Origin of the sequence: Rugamonas rubra (genome assembly GCF_900114705.1) — a bacterium.
In the GTDB taxonomy this organism is placed as follows: Bacteria; Pseudomonadota; Gammaproteobacteria; order Burkholderiales; family Burkholderiaceae_D; genus Rugamonas; species Rugamonas rubra.
Window position 1 is genome coordinate 208,074 of the sequence record NZ_FOTW01000004.1, and the last position, 18,469, is coordinate 226,542.

Here is an 18,469-nt window from a genome sequence, read left to right on the forward strand (position 1 = left end):
CGCCGCCTGGCATCCGCCGTCATTTTGATTGTCGCTCCAGGAAATTGCTCGCCGACGCGGCGCGTGATGCGGGCTAGTCACGCCCGGTTGGGGCAAGGGGAGAAACCATGCTGTCGATATCCACCAAAGTCGAGCGGATCGTGCTCGAGTCGTCCTTCCTCACCGAGGGGCTGGGAAGGGGCCTGATCAACTTGTCCGAGCTGGCGCGCCAGTTGCAGCCGCAGCTCGAGACCGACCTGTGGAAGCCGGTCGGCCAGGCCGCCGTGGTGATGGCGCTGCGCCGCGTCGCCGAGCGGCTGCCGCCGCAGCGCGGCAGCGAGATCGTGCTGCCGCAGAAGACCGGCGAGCTGACCACCCGCACCGAGCTCACCGAGTTCACCTACCGCTATTCCGAGAACACCTACGAGTGCCACCGCCAGCTGTTGGCGCTGGCCGAGCCGCACCGCGGCGCCTTCGTCACGGTCACGCGCGGCGTCAAGGAGGTGATGGTGGTGTGTAGCAAATCGCTGACCGGGGTGGTCGAGCACGTGTTCGCCGGCGAGCGCGAGATGGCGCGGCTGGAGAACCTGAACGCGGTGACCCTGCATTTGAATCCTGAGACCTGCCGCACGCCGGGCATCTACCACGCCATCCTCAAGCAGCTGGCCTGGGACAAGATCAACCTGATCAACATGATCTGCACCTACACCGAGCTGACCATCCTGCTCGAGAAGAACCAGACCGGGGCGGCCTTCTCGGTGTTGTCGCGCATCGTCGCCAGCTGAGCGCCGGCGGCGGTAGTGGAGAAACGGCGGGGTCAGTGCCGACATTCGGACACGGCCTGAGCAGTGCGCCACGTTCGATTTTGTCCACGCATGAGAACCTGCCGACAGCCCCGTCGTGTTGTTGAGTCCGTGTCCGAATGTCGGCACTGACCCCGGCTTGCGGCTTGGCCGACTCCGGCTTGGGGAGGGCGGGACCAGCGGCCGGCGGCGGTTGCCCTCCTCCGCCGGCCGCGCCCTTACTTCTTGTCCGTGTCGGTCGAGAAGTTCAGCGCCGGCGCCTCGTCGTCCTTCTTCTCCTCGTCGGCCGGCGTGCCGTAGTCGGCCGGTGCCTCGATCTTCAGCTCGATCTGCTCCTTCATGTCGACCTTCTTCTCCACCGACACCAGGTGCGGGAAGGCGATGATCAGGGTGACCATGATGATCTGGATCAGCACGAAGGGGATCGCGCCCCAGTAGATGTCCGAGGTCTTGACCTCCTTCGGCGCCACCGAGCGCAGGTAGAACAGGGCGAAGCCGAACGGCGGGTGCATGAAGGAGGTCTGCATGTTCACGCCGAGCAGCACGCCGAACCAGATCAGGTCGATGCCCAGCTTCTCGGCCACCGGGCCCACCAGCGGCACCAGGATGAAGGCCAACTCGAAGAAGTCGAGGAAGAAGGCCAGCAGGAAGAACATGATGTTGACGACGATGAGGAAGCCGGTGGTGCCGCCCGGCAGCGACGACAGCAGGTGCTCGACCCACAGGTCGCCGTTGACGCCGCGGAACACCAGCGAGAACACGGTCGAGCCGATCAGGATGAAGATGACGAAGCAGGACAGCCGGGTGGTCGAGTTCATCGCCTGCTTCATCAGGCTCCACGACAGGCGGCCGTTGGCCATGGCCAGGATGATGGCGCCCATCGCGCCCATGCCGCCGCCCTCGGTGGGGGTGGCCAGGCCGATGAAGATGGTGCCCAGCACCAGGAAGATCAGGGCCAGCGGCGGGATCATGACGAACACCACGCGCTCGGCCATGCGCGACAGCAGGCCGATCTTCAGGTGGCGGTTGGCCAGCGCGAAGACGAAGGAGCCGACGATGCCGACGCCGGCCGAGAAGATGCCCAGCTCGTCGGCCGCCAGCAGCGGATGGCTGGCGCCGTACACCTTGGCGAAGGCGAACGAGGCGGCCACCGCGCCGACCACCAGGAACAGCAGCGAGACGGCGCCGCTGTTGCCGTTGGCCTCGCGCAGGTTGCGCGCCTCCAGCGGCAGCGCCGGCACGTGCGACGGCTTGAAGATCGACACCGCCAACACGTAGCCGGCGTACATCGCGGTCAGCAGCAGGCCCGGCACGAAGGCGGCCTTGTACATGTCGCCGACCGAGCGGCCGAGCTGGTCGGCCATGACGATCAGCACCAGCGACGGCGGGATGATCTGCGCCAGCGTGCCGGAGGCGGCGATGACGCCGGAGGCCAGCTTCTTGTCATAGCCGTAGCGCAGCATCACCGGCAGCGAGATCAAGCCCATCGAGATGACCGAGGCGGCCACCACGCCGGTGGTCGCCGCCAGCAGCGCGCCGACGAAGATCACCGCGTAGGCGACGCCGCCGCGCACCGGCCCGAACAACTGGCCGATGGTGTCGAGCAGGTCCTCGGCCATGCCGGAGCGCTCGAGGATCAGGCCCATGAAGGTGAAGAAGGGGATGGCCAACAGGGTGTCGTTGGCCATGATGCCGAAGATGCGGTTGGGCAGGGCCTGCAGCAGCTCCGGTTTGAGCAGGCCCAGCTCGATGCCGACCAGGCCGAAGAACAGGCCGTTGGCGGCCAGGGAAAACGCCACCGGGAAGCCCGATAGCAGGAAGACCACCAGGGCGCCGAACATGATCGGCGCCAGATTCGCTGTTAAGAATAATTCCATGTCTCGTTCGCTCTCTTCTTGTCGTGTTTTGAGATTACAGCTTGTTGGCCGCCTTGATCGCCTCGATCTCTTCCTCGGGCGTGGCGACGTGCTTGGCGAACTCGTGGCCGTCGATTTTGCCGGCCAGGAAGGCGATGCGCTTGATGATCTCGGAGACGCCCTGCAGCAGCATGAGGAGGAAGCCCAGCGGCACCAGCAGCTTGGCCGGCCAGACGATCAGGCCGCCGGCGTTGCTCGACATCTCGGCGCTCTGGATCGACAGCAGGGCGAAGGGCACGCCGTAGTAGACGATCAGCAGCGAAATGGGCATGAGGAAGAGCAGGAAGCCGAACAGGTCGATCCAGACCTGGGTGCGCTTGGAGAAGCGGCCGGCGATGACGTCGATGCGCACGTGCTCGTCGCGCTTGAGCGTGTGGCTCGAGGCCAGCATGAACATGGCGGCGAACAGATACCACTGGATCTCCAGCCAGGCGTTGGAGCTGGCGTTGAAGGTGTAGCGTATCAGGGCGTTGACGGTGCAGATGACGACGGCGGCCAGCAGGGCCCAACCGACGACGGCGGCGATTTTCTCGTTGAGCGTGTCGATCGCCCGCGAAACTGACATAAACATGGGTGTCTCCTCTATCCTCTGTTGCAGACGATGCCGGACGCTGCTTTGGCGCCCGGCTTTTCGGGAAATGCTAAGTGTGTCGCTAGTGTGTCGCAAATGTGGCGCTCGGTTTGCCGCGCCGGGCCGGCGGGCTAGCCGGCCAGCTGGGCGCGCACGCGGGCGATGGCGGCGCGCACCTGGCGCGGCGCGGTGCCGCCGACGTGGTCGCGCGCGGCCACCGAGCCCTCCAGCGTCAACACCTCGAAGACGTCGGCCCCGGTCAGCGGCGAGAACGCTTGCAGCTGCTCGAGCGACAGGTCGGCCAGGTCGCAGCCGGCGTCGACACAGGCGCGCACGGCGCGGGCCACCGCCTCGTGGGCGTCGCGGAAGGGCAGGCCCTTCTTGACCAGGTAGTCGGCCAGGTCGGTGGCGGTGGCGTAGCCCTGCAGGGCGGCGGCGCGCATCGCCTCGGGCTTGACGCTGATGCCGCCGGCCATGTCGGCGAAGATGCGCAGCGTGTCGACCAGGGTGTCGACGGTGTCGAACAGCGGCTCCTTGTCCTCCTGGTTGTCCTTGTTGTAGGCCAGCGGCTGGCCCTTCATCAGGGTCAGCAGGCCCATCAGGTGGCCGTAGACGCGGCCGGTCTTGCCGCGCGCCAGTTCCGGCACGTCGGGGTTCTTCTTTTGCGGCATGATCGACGAGCCGGTGCAGAAGCGGTCGGCGATGTCGATGAAGCCGACGCGCGGGCTCATCCAGATCACCAGCTCCTCCGACATGCGCGAGATGTGGGTCATCACCAGCGCGGCGGCGGCGCAGAACTCGATGGCGAAGTCGCGGTCGGAGACGGCGTCGAGCGAGTTGTGGCAGACGTCGTCGAAGCCCAGCGTCTTGGCCACGCGCAGGCGGTCGATCGGGAAGGTGGTGCCGGCCAGCGCGGCGGCGCCCAGCGGCAGGCGGTTGACGCGCTTGCGGCAGTCGGCCATGCGCTCGGCGTCGCGGCCGAACATTTCGACGTAGGCCAGCATGTGGTGGCCGAAGGTGATCGGCTGGGCCACCTGCATGTGGGTGAAGCCGGGCATGATGGTGTCGGCGTGCTGTTCGGCCAGGTCGGTCAGGGCGCCGCGCAGCGCCGCCAGCAGCACGCCGATGTCGTCGATGGCCGAGCGCACGTAGAGGCGGATGTCGGTGGCCACCTGGTCGTTGCGCGAGCGGCCGGTGTGCAGGCGCTTGCCGGCGTCGCCGACCAGCTCGGTCAGGCGCTTCTCGATGTTCAGGTGCACGTCCTCCAGGTCGAGCAGCCATTCGAACTTGCCGGCCTCGATCTCCTGGCCGATCTGCGTCATGCCGCGCACGATCTCGGCGTGGTCGGCGGCGCTGATGATGCCCTGCGCGGCCAGCATTTCGGCGTGCGCCAGCGAGCCCTGGATGTCGGCCTTGGCCAGGCGGTTGTCGAAGAAGACGGAGGCGGTGTAGCGTTTGACGAGGTCCGAGACGGGTTCGGAGAAGCGGGCCGACCAGGCCTCGCCTTTTTTGGAGAGTTGTGCTGTCATGGTATTGGAGTTAGGGGCTGCGGTTTTGCTGCGGTTTTGTCTGGGACGATTATAAACAAGGTTGGCTGGGCGCAGGACATTTAGGCCGCCGCGCGGTGACAGCGGCTTGAAAATCGGCGATTATTGTGGTTTCTGTCATTCAACTTTGTCAAAAAGGCTAGACGAGCATGAGCCAATTCGAGATCAGCAGCGAGCCGGCCCGGCTCGACATGGCCGTGGTGCACGGCTATTTGAGCGAGCAGTCGACCTGGGCCGGCGGCATGCCGCGCGCGCTGCTCGAGCGCGCCGTCGCCAACTCGCTGTGCTTCGGCGGCTATTTGGACGGGCGGCAGATCGCCTTCGCCCGCGTGGTCAGCGACCGCGCCACCTTCGCCAACCTGGTCGACGTGTTCGTGCTGCCCGAGTATCGCGGGCGCGGCTACAGCAAGGCCTTGATGGCGGCGGTGCTGGCGCATCCGGAGCTGCAGGGCCTGCGCCGCTTCATGCTGGCCACCGCCGACGCGCACGGCCTGTACGCCCAGTTCGGCTTCACCGCGCCGCTGCGCCCGGCCAGCCTGATGGAGCGCTACTTCCCCGACATCTACCAGCCGGCGAAGTAGTCGGTCCGTAACCCCGGGGTCAGTGCCGACATTCGGACACAAGCTGAACAGTATGGCGGCGTTAAACCGACTGTAGGGCTCAGTCCGTGTCCGAATGTCGGCACTGACCCCGCCGCTGGTTGTTACTGCCAGTTCATCAGGCAGGGCGGAATCAGCAGCAGCAGGGCCATCACGGCGTAGATCAGCTGCAGCGGCACCATCCACTTGGCCCAGGTGATCCAGGGCACGCGCGCCAGCGCCAGCACGCCGACGGTGATGCCGGAGGTGGGCAGCATCGGCGTGTTGAACTCGCCCATCTGGAAGGCCAGCACGGCGGTCTGGCGGGTCACCCCGACCAGGTCGGCCAGCGGCGCCATGATCGGCATGGTCAGCGCGGCCTGGCCGGTGCCGGAGTGGATGAAGAAGTTGATCACCGACTGGATCAGGTACATCTTCTGCGCCGCGAAGATCGGGCTGGACGACTGCACCAGCGGCATCAGCGCGTGCAGCATGGTGTCGATGATGTGGGCGTCGCGCGCCAGGATCATGGTGCCGCGCGCCAGCGCGATGACCAGCGCGGTGCCGACCAGGTCGCGCGCGCCCTGCATGAAGGCGTCGACCAGCTCGTCCGAGTCGAGCCGGCCGACCAGGCCGACGACGATGGCCATGGTCAGGAACAGCGCGGCGATCTGCTCGATGTACCAGTCGTACATGATGACGCCGCAGACCATTGTGCCCAGTGTGGCGACGAAGATCCACAGCACCAGGCTGTGGGTGCGCGTCATGCCGTGGAACTCGCCCAGGCCGTCGGGCGCCTCGCGCCGCTTGTCGCAGTCGAGCGCCCAGGTCGGGCTCTTCTCCGGCGTGCGCTTGACCCGCGCCGCGTACCACATCAAAAACAGCGCGGTGACGGCGGTGGCGATGGCCCACACCAGCACGCGGTAGGCCATGCCGGAGAACACCGGCAGGCCGGCGATGCCCTGGGCGATGCCGACGTTGAAGGGGTTCAAAAAGGCGGCGCCGAAGCCGACCTGCGAGCCGAGGAAGGGGATGGAGACGCCGACGATGGTGTCGTAGCCCAGCGCCAGCGCCAGCGGCACGAAGATCAGGATGAAGGGGATGGCCTCCTCGTTCATGCCGAAGGTGGCGCCGCCGATCGAGAACAGGGTGATGAACACCGGGATCAGCGCGGCGCGCACGAACTTGGAAGTGCTGTGGGCCTTGGCGATGGCCTTGATCATCGAGTCGATCGCCTCGGTCTTTTGCAGCACGGCGAAGGCGCCGCCGACGATCAGCACGAAGCCGATGATCAGGCCGGCGTCGACGAAGCCCTTGATCGGCGCCATCATCAGCGCGGCCAAGCCCTGCGGCGCGCTGGCGACCAGGTGGAAGGAGTCCGGGTCGATCATCTGCTTGCCGTTGACCAGGTGGGTCTCGTACTTGCCGCCCGGGACCAGCCAGGTGGCCAGCGCGATCAGCGCCAATATGCCGAACAGCAGGACGAAGGTGTGCGGGAGTTTGAATTTTTTCATGGGGCTTCTGGTTATTGGCTCAGCAGTTTGCCGGCGCGGAAGGCGGTGGCGCCGGCGATTTTACCCACGTTCATGCCGCGCAGCACGTGGCGGTGGCCGCTGCGGGCGAAGAACACGCCCGGCACTGTGCAGCGCAGGGTGGTGGTGGCGCCCGTGACCGGGTCGATCAGGTCGCCGAAGGCGTCGCCGGCCTGCAAGCGCTCGCCCATGTCGCGGGTGTAGACCAGCACGCCGGCGTGCGGCGCCAGGATCGGTTCGACGCCCTCCAGCGGCGTCGGCTGGCACAGCGGCGCCGGTAGTTCGGCCGGCAGGCTCGACGCGTCGGCCGCCAGCACGCCGCTGTGCGCCAGGAAGGCCAGCAGCGCCTCGGCGTCGCGCTCGGCCAGGGCGTAGCCGACCTCCATTTCGCCGCGCAGTTCGACGGTGGTCGACAGGCAGGCCGGCGGGATCGGGTGGCGCCCCTCGAAGTGGGCGTCGAGGTCCCACCACAGGCGGCTGCAGGCCTCGTCGAAGGGTTCCTCGCCGGCCGCCAGGGCCAGCAGCACGGCGTGCGCGCCCATCAGTGCCGACAGCGGCGCCACCGCCGCCGCCAGCGGCGTGCCGGCGTAGATGTGCAGCACCGCCTCGTTGTCGCAGTGCAGATCGAGCACGATGTCGGCGTCGATGGCCATGCCGAGCAAAATCTTCTTCAGCGCCTCGGCGTCGGTGTTGGGCTGCCAGCGTGCCACCGAGGCCAGCGCGTGGGCGCGGATGGTGGCCACGTTGTGGGCCGCGTCGTCGTTCAGCAGGCCGGCCAGCGACAGCTTCAACTCGTCGGCGACGTGCTTGTAGGCGCGGTTGAAGTTGGTGCCGGTGGTCAGGTCGAAGCGGCCGAAGGGGGCGCCGTGGATGGCCTGGGCCAGGCCGATCGGGTTGGCCGCCGGCACCAGCACCACCTCGCCGAGGATCTGGCCGGCCGCCTCCAGCTCGAGCAGGCGGCGGCGCAGGAACTGCGCCACCAGCATGCCGGGCACCTCGTCGGCGTGCAGGGCGGCCTGGATATAGACCTTCTTGCCGGCGCCGGGCGTGCCGAAGTGGAAGCTGCTCAACTGGTAGGCGGCGTTGGCGTGCGGGGCGGAGATGGCGTGGGTTTGCGTGCGCATGGGGGGCGTGCCCCGTTGTGGGGCGTGGTTGTCGTTGTGTGGAAGATTATGTAGCAATATTTTCATCAAGTAAATCGATGAAAAAAAATATGCAAAAAATGGTTGAGTTTATTTTTTGATATGCGTAGAGTGGCCTCAACAGTTCCATTTTTGCCAGCCATTTTACCGCCCCCGCATGCCGCCCGGAGAGTCCATGACGCCAGCCAGATCCGCCCCACCGTCCTCGCCCGACGTCGCCTTCGCGCAGTCGGTGCTGGGCCAGGCGCTGCTGCGGGCGCTGGGTGGCGGCTCGGTGTCGCACAAGCGCATCGCCGACTACCTGCTACGCAACCAGATGCGCGTGACGGCGCTGGGCATCGGCGAACTGGCCGAATCGTGCCAGGTGTCGAGCGCCACCATCAGCCGCTTCGCGCGCGACATCGGCTACAAAAACTACGCCGCCATGCGCGCCGCTGTGGCGGGAACGCTACAGGCGGTGCTGCAGCCGGTCGACAAGCTGCGCAACTCGATCGAGCGCCGCAATGGTGCGCCGTCGCCGGTCAGCGAGAGCCTGGAGTACGCGGCGGCCAACATCGCCGCCACCGGCGCGGCCCTGTCGCTGGCCGAGCTGGACGCCGTGGTGCGCAAGCTGAAGGCCGCCAAGACCGTCTACGTGATGGGCTTCGGCCTGTCGTCCCACCTGGCCGGCATGCTGGCGCAGCATTTGCACTCCTTCTGCCCGCACGTGGTGGAGGTGGTCGGCATCGGCGGCTCCGAGGTGGCGGCCGGCCACCTGGTGCACATCACCGGGCGCGACGTGCTGGTGGCCATCTCGCTGCCGCGCTACACGCTCGACTGCATCCGCCTGGCCAACTTCGTGCGCGACCGCGGCGCCTGCCTGGTCGCGCTGACCGATTCGCCGGCCTCGCCGCTGGCCGAACTGGCCGACCACACGCTGTACGCGCAGAGCACCCACCCGGTGCTGCCGAGCAGCGCCAGCACGGCGCTGGCGATCATCGAGGCGCTGGCGGTGGCGTTGATGGTGTCGAACGCCGACAATGTCGACAAGGCCAGCCGATTGACCGAGGCCATCGCCGCCTACCTGTACGGCAGCGATCCTGCCCAGCTGGCGGCGCATGGCGCGCAAAGAAAAACGGGGCCGCGCAAGCCGGCTCCGCAAGCAGTGGCAGTCGTGAAAAAAAGCCGCCGGGCCGACCGCAAGGTCGGACCCGGCCAATAAAAAAACCGTGTTGGCACCAACACACACTGGGGAGCGTTTGAATGGCATACCAAGAACACCAAGAACCGCAAGAACAACAGCATCGTCCATTGCCACGGCAACTGCCGCTGGCGCGCGCGCTGCGCCTGGCGCTGGGCCTGACGGCCGCCGCCGGCGCGCTGGCCCAGCCGGCCTGGGCGCAGTCCGAGGTGGCGGAAAAGATCCAGCGCATCGAGATCACCGGCTCGGCCATCAAGCGGCTTGAGACGGAGACGGCGCTGCCGGTGCAGGTGATCACCCGCGCCGACATCGACAAGGCCGGCGTGACCACCGCCGCCGAGCTGATGGCGCGCCTGGCCGCCAACGTCGGCGGCCTGAGCGACGGCGCCAGCATCAACGTCGGCGGCGACCAGCGCGGCTTCAACAGCGCCAACCTGCGCGGCATCGGCACCTCGTCCACGCTGGTGCTGCTGAACGGCCGGCGCATGGCCAACTTCGCCTCGCCCGGCGACGACGCCGGCGTCGACCTCAACAACATCCCGGCCGCCGCGCTGCAGCGCGTCGAGGTGCTGCTCGACGGCGCCTCCTCGCTGTACGGCACCGACGCCATCGGCGGCGTCATCAACTTCATCACCCGCAAGGACTTCCAGGGCGTCGAGCTGAACGCCTCGGCCATGAACACCCGCGAGGGCGGCGCCGGCAAGCGCACCGCCAGCGTCAGCGCCGGCCACGGCAATATCGACAGCGACGGCTACAACGTCTTCGCCGTGCTCGACGTGCAGAACACCGAGCGCCTCAGCACCTCGCAGCGCAAGTTCGTCGGCGAGCTGCAGGTGCCGCGGCGGCTCGGCCACCTGCTGTCGAGCTACACCGGCCCGGCCAACATCCGCCTGAGCGGCGCCCAGCGCGACTACCTGCAGGAGAACAACTTCCTGTTGAACGGCAAGCCGATCACCAACCGCATGATCAACCTGTCGATTCCCGGCTGCGCCGCGCCGGCCAATCTGTACCTGCCGGCCGGCACCGGCGGCGTCGACGCCTGCACCTACGACTACATGGGCGACACCGAGCTGTATCCCAAGTCGGAGAAGCAGAACCTGCTCAGCCGTGGCGTCGTCAAGCTCGGCGCCGACCACCAGCTCTACGCCGAAGTGGCGCTGAGCCGGGCGCGCACCTGGTACGTCGGCTCGGCGGCGCGGGTCAACGCCAGCATCGACTACCGCAAGGTGCCGGCGCTGGCCAACAGCGGCCTGATCAACGTCGACGACGACGACCCCGAGCAACTCGAGCTGCGCATCCGCCTCAACGAGGCCGGCCGCCGCACCAGCGAACTGACCAGCAGCAGCAGCCGCGTCGTGGTCGGCCTCAACGGCGTGCTGGGCGGCTGGGACTACGACGTCGGCCTGAACCACAGCGTCAGCACCATTTCCGACAAGGACACCCACGGCTACCTGCTGTACGACAAGCTCAAGGAGGGCATCGCCGACGGCCGCATCAACCCCTTCGGCCCGTCCGGCGCGGCCGGCGTGGCGCTGCTCGACAGCATCCAGGTCAACGACGACGTGCGCCACGCCCGTGGCACCATGGACGCGCTCGACTTCAAGGCCTCGCGCGCGCTGCTGGCCATGGGCGGCGGCGACCTGGCGCTGGCGCTGGGCGGCGAGGTGCGCCGCGAGCGCACCGACTTCACGCCGTCGGCCCTGCTCATGAGCAACAACATCAACAACGACGACGCCCCCGAGGGCGGCCGCGCCACCAGCGACTCGCGCCGGGTGGCCGGCGTGTTCGGCGAACTGCTGCTGCCGTTCTCCAAGCAATGGCAGGCGCAACTGTCGTCGCGCTACGACCACTACCAGGTGGTCGGCGGCGCCTTCAGCCCCAAGCTGGGCCTGACCTACACGCCGAGCAACACGCTGCTGCTGCGCGCCTCGGCCGGCAAGGGCTTCCGCGCGCCGTCCATGTCCGACCTGTTCCGCCCCACCGTCTACAGCCAGACGGCGACCCTGCCCGACCCGGTCAAGTGCGCCGCCGAGGGCAACAACTACGCCGACTGCGCCGACAACTGGGCGACCCGGCGCTACAGCAACGTCGAACTCAAGCCCGAGCACAGCCGGCAATTGTCGCTGGGCGCGGTGTTCGAGCCGAGCAAGCTGTGGAGCGCCAGCCTGGACTACTGGAACATCAAGCGCAGCGACCTGATCAGCGAGATCGGCGACGACGTCATCCTCGGCAACCTGGCCAAGTACGGCAGCCTGGTGCACCGCGACGAGGACGGCGCCATCGACTACATCGAGCTGCGCAAGGAGAACCGCGGCGCCCAGCTGGCCAGCGGCCTCGACCTGGCGCTTGACCTGCACGGCCTGCGCAGCGCCTGGGGCACCTTCGGCGCCCGCCTGAACGGCACCTACGTGTTGCAGTCCAAGTTGCAGACCAACCCGGGCGACGCCTACATCAGCAACTTGAACGCCTTCGTCACCGACGGCGTGGTGCAGCGCTGGCGCCACAGCATCAGCCTGGACTGGGACCAGGGGCCGCTGTCGCTGAGCCTGCTCAACAGCTATTCGAGCGGCTACACCGACCAGAACTCGGCGATCAACATCGACGACGGCAGCGTGGTGGCGCCGAACAAGGTCAAGGCCTACTCATTGTGGGATTTGACCGGATCCTACGCCGTCAGCAAGCAGTTCAAACTGCGCGCCGGCGTGCAGAATTTGTTCGACACCAGCCCGCCGTACTCGAACCAGGCCTACCATTTCCTGTCGGGCTACGATCCGAGCTACACCGATCCGCGCGGCCGCCGCTATTATTTGGCGGCCAGCTACGCCTTCAAGTAAGCCTTAAGGATGGGCGGGTAGTCTGAGCGGGGGAAACCCCACCCCGCTGTGCGCCACGGTCGGGGTCTGACCCCATGCGGGGTCAGACCCCTGGTTTGCGGGGGAGAAGCCGGCCCCCCGGCAAGCCGTAAGAAACTTTTGTTCGTAGGAGAATGAGTATGAAACCAGTTGCATCATCGATCCGGCGCCTGTGCGTCGCCTTCCTGGCCTGCATTGCCGTCGTCGGCGTGCAGGCCGCCAACGCCTCGCCGGCCGCCTCGCGCGCCGCCGTGCCGGCGCCGCAGGGCACGCTGGTGATCATCGGCGGCGGCCTGCGCGCCGACAACGCCGAGGTCTGGCAGCGCATCGTCAAGCTGTCCGGCGGCAAGGGCGCGCGCATCGCCGTGTTCGGCGCCGCCTCGATCAACCCGGAGAAGTCGGCGCAGGGCGTGATCGCCAAGCTGACCCAGTACGGCGCCGACGCCTTCTTCGTGCCGATCGGCGTCAAGCTGGCCGGCAGCGACTACCGCCAGGCGGCCGAGAACCCGACCATCGTCGCCGACATCCGCTCGGCCAGCGGCATCTACTTCGCCGGCGGCGACCAGTCGCGCATCACCCAGGCGCTGGTGCGCGAGGACGGCAACCGCACCGCCGCGCTCGAGGCGGTGTGGGCGGTGTACCGTGGCGGCGGCGTGATCGCCGGCTCCAGCGCCGGCGCCGCCATCATGAGCACCACCATGTTCTACGACGCCAAGCCGGTGCTCGACATGCTCAAGCTGGGCGTCACCGACGGCCGCGAGATCGCCCCCGGCCTCGGCTTCATCGGCGGCGACGTCTTCGTCGACCAGCACCTGCTGGTGCGCGGCCGCTTCGCCCGCATGATCCCGGTGATGCTCAAGAAGGGCTACCAGATCGGCCTGGGCATCGACGAGAACAGCGCCATGGTGGTCAGCGCCAACCGCGACGTCGAGATCATCGGCTACAGCGGCGCGCTGCTGATCGACCTGTCGCGCGCCATCACCGACCGTGGCGTCAAGGGCTTCAACATCAGCAACGCGGCGATCAGCTACCTGGACCGGGGCGACAAGTTCAACCTGGTCTCGCGCACCTTCTACCCCTCGCCGGACAAGGCCGACAACAAGCTCGACCCGAACCAGCCCGACATGCGCGAGCCGGTGTTCACCAACGACATCCTGGGCAACAACGCCGTGCTCGACCTGATGGGCAATTTGATCGACAACGCCCAGCAGGAGGCCATCGGCATCGCCTTCGGCAACCCGCGCGACCCGTATCCCGACCTCGGCTTCGAGTTCCGCTTCAGCAAAACCGTCAACAGCGTCGGCTATAGCTCGACCGAGGCCGAGGCCTACTCGGTGCTCAAGCTGCGCCTGGACATCCGCCCCATCCAGCTGCAGCAACCGCTGTACCGCTACAAATAAGCCGCAGTGGGTGCCGCCGAAGCCGGCGGCACCCACCCAGGGTCAGACCCTAAGGGTCTGACCCTCGACTTTCGCCCCAGCGCACCTCAGTGCAAGAACACGTCGTAACTGAGCTTAACGATCAAGATCACCAACAACAGCAAAAACAGCACGCGCACGAAGCCGGCGCCGTGCCGCATCGCCACCCAGGCGCCGGTCAACGCGCCGAGCACATTGCACACCGCCATAGGTGCTGCCACCATGTACAACACCTTCCCGGCCGGAATGAAAAACGCCAACGCCGCGATATTCGTCGACAGATTGACCAGCTTCGAGCAAGCCGAGGCCAAGATAAAGTCGAAGCCGAAGAAGCGGATGAACAGGAAGATCAAAAAACTCCCCGCGCCCGGCCCGAACAGCCCGTCGTAAAAGCCGATGGCGCCGCCGATGGCCACCGCCAGCAGGCGCTCGCGGCGGCCGATCACGCGCGCCGTCTGCATCTGGCCGAAGTCCTTCTTGATGAAGGTGTAGATGGCGATCAGCACGATCAACACCAACACCACCGGCCGCGCCACCTGCTGCGGCACATAGGACACGGCGGCGGCGCCGAGGAAGGCCATGGCGAAGGCGGCCACGGCGGCCGGCAGCACCAGCAGCCAGGGCACGCTGACCCGGCCGACATAGGAGCGTGCGGCGAACGCCGTGCCGCAGGCCGAGGCCACCTTGTTGGTGCCCAGCAGGGCCGCCGAGGCGGTGCTCGGCAGCAGGTTGAACAAGGCCGGAATTTGGATCAGGCCGCCGCCGCCGACGGCAGCGTCGATCAGGCCGGCGAAAAAGGCGAACAGGCAGAGCAGGGTGATGGTGGTGGTCATGGGCGGCTCGCGCGGGTCGACGGGGAGGTGGTCATGGTGGTGGGTATCCGGTGGCAGGCCGGCGGCGCCGGCGGAGAACTGCTGCGGCCGATTATAGGTAGCGGGGAACAGAGTGGTTGCAACCGGCCATTGCGGAAAACGCAATCTACCCCTTGCGTTTCTTGCCAATCGATAGGACACTTTGCTTTTTTACCAAGCACCGGAGCCGCCGCCGCATGTCGCTCAAACTGATGTGGGAAATCCGCGCCTTTTGCACCGTGGTCGACAAGGGCAGCTTCATCCACGCCGCCCGCCAGCTGGGCTGCTCGCCCAGCGCCATGACGCGGGCCGTGCAGCACCTGGAGGAGGAGATCGGCACCGAGCTGATCCTGCGGGCGCAGAAGCAGCTAACCCTGACCCCGGCCGGCGAGTGCTACCACCTGTTCGCCCAGCGCCTGCTGGCCACCCAGGCCGAGGCGCTCGACCAGCTGGCCGAGCTGGGCGCCGCGCCGCAGGGCTGGGTGCGCATCTCGGCGCCGGAGATCCTGGCGCTGGGCTTCCTGCCGAAGACGGTGGCGCGCTTCTCCAGCCAGTATCCCGAGGTGATGGTCGACATCCGCTTCTCCGACAAGAGCCTGGACCCGGTCGAGGACCAGCTCGATTTTTCGATCCGCGGCGCCTTCCCGCAGTCCAGCGAGTTGATCGGCTACCGGCTGTGGGACTACCGCCGCCATTTGTACGCCGCGCCGGCTTACCTGGCGCGCATGGGCGGCGGCACGCCGCAGGAGCCGGAGCAGCTGGAGGCGCACGACATGGTGGTGCACACCGCGCCGCGCATCCTGCGCGACTGGTACTTCGTCTCCAGCGCGCGCACGCTGCGCTACACGGCGCGGCCGCGCCACCGCTTCAGCTCCGGCATCGCCACCTTCCAGGCCGCGCTGGAGGGCGCCGGCATCGCCCGCCTGGCCGGCTGGCTGGCCGAGCCGGAGGTGGCCGCCGGCCGGCTGGTGCGGGTCTGCCCGGCCTACCGGCTGGCCTCGTCCAAATGGCAGGACCCGAGCATGCACGCGGTGTCCGCCTCGCCCCGGCTGGGCAAGGGCGCGCGGCTGTTCCTCGAGGCGGTGCGCGAGGACGCGCAGGCCATCGCCGGGCTGCACGAGGCGGCGCGCGAGCCGCGCGAGCCAGGTTAACGACGCGATGAGAAAACCAGTGGTGGCATCGCGCGGTATCGGCCTGCTCGTCGTGGCGGCCTTGCATTTGCTGACCATCTACCTCGTCACCCGGCCGCGCACGCAGATCGCGCAGGTGCTCGCCGCGCGCAGCACCAACATCGTCTTCCTGGCGCCACCCGCGCCACGCCGCGCCGCCGCGCCGGTGTCGGTGCCGCCGGTGCCGACTTCGGCCAGCGCGCGCGAGCGGCGTACCGTCGCCCTGTCACCGGCGCGCGAGCCGGCGCAGCGCCAGCCGCAGCCGATAACGATGGTGGCGCCGGTGGCCGAGGCGCCTGCGGTGACGAACACCCCTGCCGAGCCGGATTGGACGCAGCCGGCCGCCAAGCTGGGCGCGGACAGCCTGGTCGAGCGCGCCAAGAAGAGCGTCGGCGCCATCGACCGCGACCTGCGCGCCAAGAGCCTGAACATGACCGACCGCAAGCCGATGGCCGAGCAGACCGCACTGGCCAGCAATATCGCCAGCGCCTTCAAGCGGCAGGCCACAACGGTCGAAGAAGTCCTGATGGACGACGGCAGCCGCATGAGCAAGGTGCACACGCCGAGCGGCACCTACTGCGCCTACAAGGAATCGAACGCCGTCACCGGCGGCCGCGACCCGTTCAAGGACGGCGTGCGCACCAAGGTCACCAGCTGCCCGCGCTAAAACGGCTACTGCGAGAAACCGGGGTCAGTGCCGACATTCGGACACGACCTGAACCGTATGTCTGGCACCATCCCTTCCAAGTGAGGAGCCTGAAAAAAACGTTTCGTTATTCTGTTGAGTCCGTGTCCGAATGTCGGCACTGACCCTGCCGTTGCTACATGTCGTCGTCGCCGTACTCCTGCGGCTTCACGCCATGCTCGGAAACGAGGCGCGGATACTCGGTTGAGGCCAGCGCGTCCTTTTGCTTACCTTGTTTGCTGATCTGGAAGCACCATGACGCCCCGAAATCGTAAAGGTAGTACAGCTTCTTGTTCTTGGGCGTCGGGAAGACTGCGGACAAAGGCATCGCCATCACATGCGTGTCGTCGTCCCCGCTCCACTCACCGTCCGGCGTGAGAAAAGTCTTCCTACCTCGATTGTTGTTGGCGAGGTAGAACTCGTCGAGGTGATAGCCCCCCTCGAAGTCTATCGTGTCGAGAATGTAGCTTGCCAATTCTCCCAGCGCCAATTCGACCGGGGCCTCCATCACAAAATGATAGGGGGCATAAAGATACCTGCCGCCGACGCACTCGATGGTCAATTTGAAAATCGCACTCATTGCTCTTGCTCTCCACTCGGAAAATGTTGTGTTGTCGACGGCCGCTCGCGTCAGACGATTGATGCTTGAGTTCATCCTGTCATTGTTGTTCGCTAAAGTCCGAACCGACGCAATGCGGCAGATTACAATACGTTTCATTTTTCCGCCACGTCCGCCTACAAGGAAGCGCCATGCCCGTCCCTTCGTTCCGCCCCTCCCATTCCCTGCGTCGGCTGGCCGGCGCGCTGGCGCTGAGCGCGTCGCTGGCGCCGGCGCTGGCCGCGGCCGCCCAGCCGGCCACCGTGCGGCTCGACTATCTACACAGCGGCAACGCCAAGAGCGAGCAGTACGCCGTCGACCGCGTCGTCATCGAGCCGCTGCCGTGGCCGGGCGACATGGCGCGCACCGTCGACCAGAGCAACCGGGGCATGAACCTGGTCGAGGTGACGGACGCGGCCAGCGGCAAGCTGCTGTACTCGCGCGGTTTCTCCACCATCTTCGGCGAGTGGAGCAGCACCGACGAGGCGCAGCGCGGCAATCGCGGCTTCCAGGAGTCGGTGCGCTTCCCCAAGCCGGAGCGCCCGGTCAAGGTGCGCATCCTCAAGCGCGACGCGCAGAACGCCTTCGTCGAGGCGTGGAGCACGCTGGTCGACACCGACGCGCTCGACGTGGTGCGCAAGCAGGGGCCGGCGCCGGCCAAGCCGATTCCCATCCGCGTCAGCGGCGCCTCGCCGGACAAGGTCGACCTGCTGATCGTCGGCGACGGCTACACCAAGGCCGAGATGGCCAAGTTCGAGGCCAGCGCGCGCCGCTTGGCCGAGCACCTGTTCAAGGTGTCGCCGTTCCGCGAGCGGGCGCGCGACTTCAACGTGTGGGCGCTGGCGCTGCCGACCCAGGAGTCGGGCGTGTCGCGGCCGTCGACCGGCGTGCACCACGCCTCGCCGCTGGGCACCCGCTACGACATCTTCGGCAGCGAGCGCTATGTGCTCACCACCGACAACCGCGCCCTGCGCGAGCTGGCGCAGTACGCGCCGTATGAGTTTATCGAGATCCTGGTCAACAACGACACCTACGGCGGTGGCGGCATCTTCGGCCAGTTCAGCACGGCGGCGGCCAACAACGACTGGGCCAACTACCTGTTCGTTCACGAGTTCGGCCACCACTTCGCCGGCCTGGCCGACGAGTACTACACCTCGCCGGTGGCTTACCAGACCGGCGGCGCGCGCATCGAACCGTGGGAGCCCAACGCCACCGCGCTGCAGGACCCGGCGCATCTGAAGTGGAGCAAGTTCGTCAAGGCCGGCACGGCGCTGCCGACCGCGTGGCCGAAGGCGGAATACGAGACCCACTCGCGCGAGTACCAGAAGCAGCGCGCCGCGCTGCGCGCCGCCAACCGTCCCGAGGCGGAGATGAACGCGCTGTTCCGCAAGGACCTGGCCTACACCGAGCAGTTGTTCTCGACGGCGCCCGAGCGGCGCAAGGTCGGCGCCTTCGAGGGCGCCAACTACGAGGCCACAGGCTACTACCGGCCGGCCATGCAGTGCCTGATGTTCGACCGCAGCGACGCCTTCTGCCCGGTGTGCCAGGACGGCATTGGCACCATCATCGACCTGTACGCCGGGCCGGCGAAGTAGGCGCGGCGCGGCGGCGCGGCGCAGTAGAGTACAAGGAGGGCCGGGATTTCCCC

The 18,469-nt window shown here is 67.2% G+C and carries 15 protein-coding genes; 8 read left to right on the forward strand and 7 right to left on the reverse strand.

Annotation, left to right across the window (positions count from 1 at the left end; all coding sequences use genetic code 11):
- Window positions 1-107: 107 nt before the first annotated feature.
- Window positions 108-764 carry a hypothetical protein gene (locus BM252_RS00975; RefSeq protein WP_093382388.1) on the forward strand — a complete coding sequence of 219 codons (657 nt, stop codon included), beginning with the start codon at window positions 108-110 and terminating at the stop codon, window positions 762-764.
- 236 nt (window positions 765-1,000) lie between these two features.
- Here the strand turns inward: BM252_RS00975 and BM252_RS00980 are convergent, their stop codons facing one another.
- The 3 genes from BM252_RS00980 to argH form a co-directional block, all read right to left on the reverse strand.
- Window positions 1,001-2,659 carry a TRAP transporter large permease gene (locus tag BM252_RS00980; protein ID WP_093382391.1) on the reverse strand — a complete coding sequence of 553 codons (1,659 nt, stop codon included), beginning with the start codon at window positions 2,657-2,659 and terminating at the stop codon, window positions 1,001-1,003.
- A gap of 34 nt (window positions 2,660-2,693) precedes the next feature.
- Window positions 2,694-3,263 carry a TRAP transporter small permease subunit gene (locus BM252_RS00985; protein ID WP_093383238.1) on the reverse strand — a complete coding sequence of 190 codons (570 nt, stop codon included), beginning with the start codon at window positions 3,261-3,263 and terminating at the stop codon, window positions 2,694-2,696.
- A 137-nt stretch (window positions 3,264-3,400) separates the two neighbouring features.
- Window positions 3,401-4,798, reverse strand: coding sequence for an argininosuccinate lyase (gene argH, locus BM252_RS00990; protein ID WP_093382393.1), 1,398 nt, complete (start codon window positions 4,796-4,798; stop codon window positions 3,401-3,403).
- Window positions 4,799-4,965: 167 nt separating this feature from the next.
- Here argH and BM252_RS00995 point away from each other — a divergent pair, with 167 nt between their 5' ends.
- On the forward strand, window positions 4,966-5,397 hold the full coding sequence (locus BM252_RS00995) for a GNAT family N-acetyltransferase (protein WP_093382396.1): 432 nt from the start codon (window positions 4,966-4,968) through the stop codon (window positions 5,395-5,397).
- 122 nt (window positions 5,398-5,519) lie between these two features.
- Here BM252_RS00995 and BM252_RS01000 read toward each other — a convergent pair whose 3' ends face one another.
- Window positions 5,520-6,908, reverse strand: coding sequence for a YfcC family protein (locus BM252_RS01000; protein WP_093382398.1), 1,389 nt, complete (start codon window positions 6,906-6,908; stop codon window positions 5,520-5,522).
- A gap of 11 nt (window positions 6,909-6,919) precedes the next feature.
- On the reverse strand, window positions 6,920-8,050 hold the full coding sequence (locus tag BM252_RS01005; RefSeq protein ID WP_093382401.1) for a succinylglutamate desuccinylase/aspartoacylase family protein: 1,131 nt from the start codon (window positions 8,048-8,050) through the stop codon (window positions 6,920-6,922).
- 193 nt (window positions 8,051-8,243) lie between these two features.
- Here BM252_RS01005 and BM252_RS01010 point away from each other — a divergent pair, with 193 nt between their 5' ends.
- From BM252_RS01010 to BM252_RS01020, 3 genes are all read left to right on the forward strand, one after another.
- The gene (locus BM252_RS01010) at window positions 8,244-9,269 is read left to right on the forward strand and encodes a MurR/RpiR family transcriptional regulator (protein ID WP_093382403.1); all 1,026 of its coding nucleotides are present in this window, start codon (window positions 8,244-8,246) and stop codon (window positions 9,267-9,269) included.
- Window positions 9,270-9,310: 41 nt separating this feature from the next.
- The gene (locus BM252_RS01015) at window positions 9,311-12,082 is read left to right on the forward strand and encodes a TonB-dependent receptor (RefSeq protein WP_093382406.1); all 2,772 of its coding nucleotides are present in this window, start codon (window positions 9,311-9,313) and stop codon (window positions 12,080-12,082) included.
- Between the two features lie 158 nt (window positions 12,083-12,240).
- On the forward strand, window positions 12,241-13,500 hold the full coding sequence (locus tag BM252_RS01020) for a cyanophycinase (protein WP_093382409.1): 1,260 nt from the start codon (window positions 12,241-12,243) through the stop codon (window positions 13,498-13,500).
- A gap of 86 nt (window positions 13,501-13,586) precedes the next feature.
- Here the strand turns inward: BM252_RS01020 and BM252_RS01025 are convergent, their stop codons facing one another.
- Window positions 13,587-14,351 carry a sulfite exporter TauE/SafE family protein gene (locus BM252_RS01025; RefSeq protein WP_093382411.1) on the reverse strand — a complete coding sequence of 255 codons (765 nt, stop codon included), beginning with the start codon at window positions 14,349-14,351 and terminating at the stop codon, window positions 13,587-13,589.
- Window positions 14,352-14,566: 215 nt separating this feature from the next.
- Between BM252_RS01025 and BM252_RS01030 the strand changes: the two genes are divergently transcribed.
- Window positions 14,567-15,520, forward strand: a complete 954-nt coding sequence (locus BM252_RS01030; RefSeq protein ID WP_093382414.1) for a LysR family transcriptional regulator — start codon at window positions 14,567-14,569, stop codon at window positions 15,518-15,520.
- A gap of 22 nt (window positions 15,521-15,542) precedes the next feature.
- Complete coding sequence (locus BM252_RS01035; protein ID WP_139236236.1) at window positions 15,543-16,205, forward strand: hypothetical protein; 663 nt, start codon at window positions 15,543-15,545, stop codon at window positions 16,203-16,205.
- 154 nt (window positions 16,206-16,359) lie between these two features.
- Here the strand turns inward: BM252_RS01035 and BM252_RS01040 are convergent, their stop codons facing one another.
- Complete coding sequence (locus BM252_RS01040) at window positions 16,360-16,941, reverse strand: IS1096 element passenger TnpR family protein (protein WP_093382419.1); 582 nt, start codon at window positions 16,939-16,941, stop codon at window positions 16,360-16,362.
- A gap of 32 nt (window positions 16,942-16,973) precedes the next feature.
- Here BM252_RS01040 and BM252_RS01045 point away from each other — a divergent pair, with 32 nt between their 5' ends.
- Window positions 16,974-18,416 carry an IgA Peptidase M64 gene (locus tag BM252_RS01045; RefSeq protein WP_093382421.1) on the forward strand — a complete coding sequence of 481 codons (1,443 nt, stop codon included), beginning with the start codon at window positions 16,974-16,976 and terminating at the stop codon, window positions 18,414-18,416.
- Window positions 18,417-18,469: the final 53 nt, after the last annotated feature.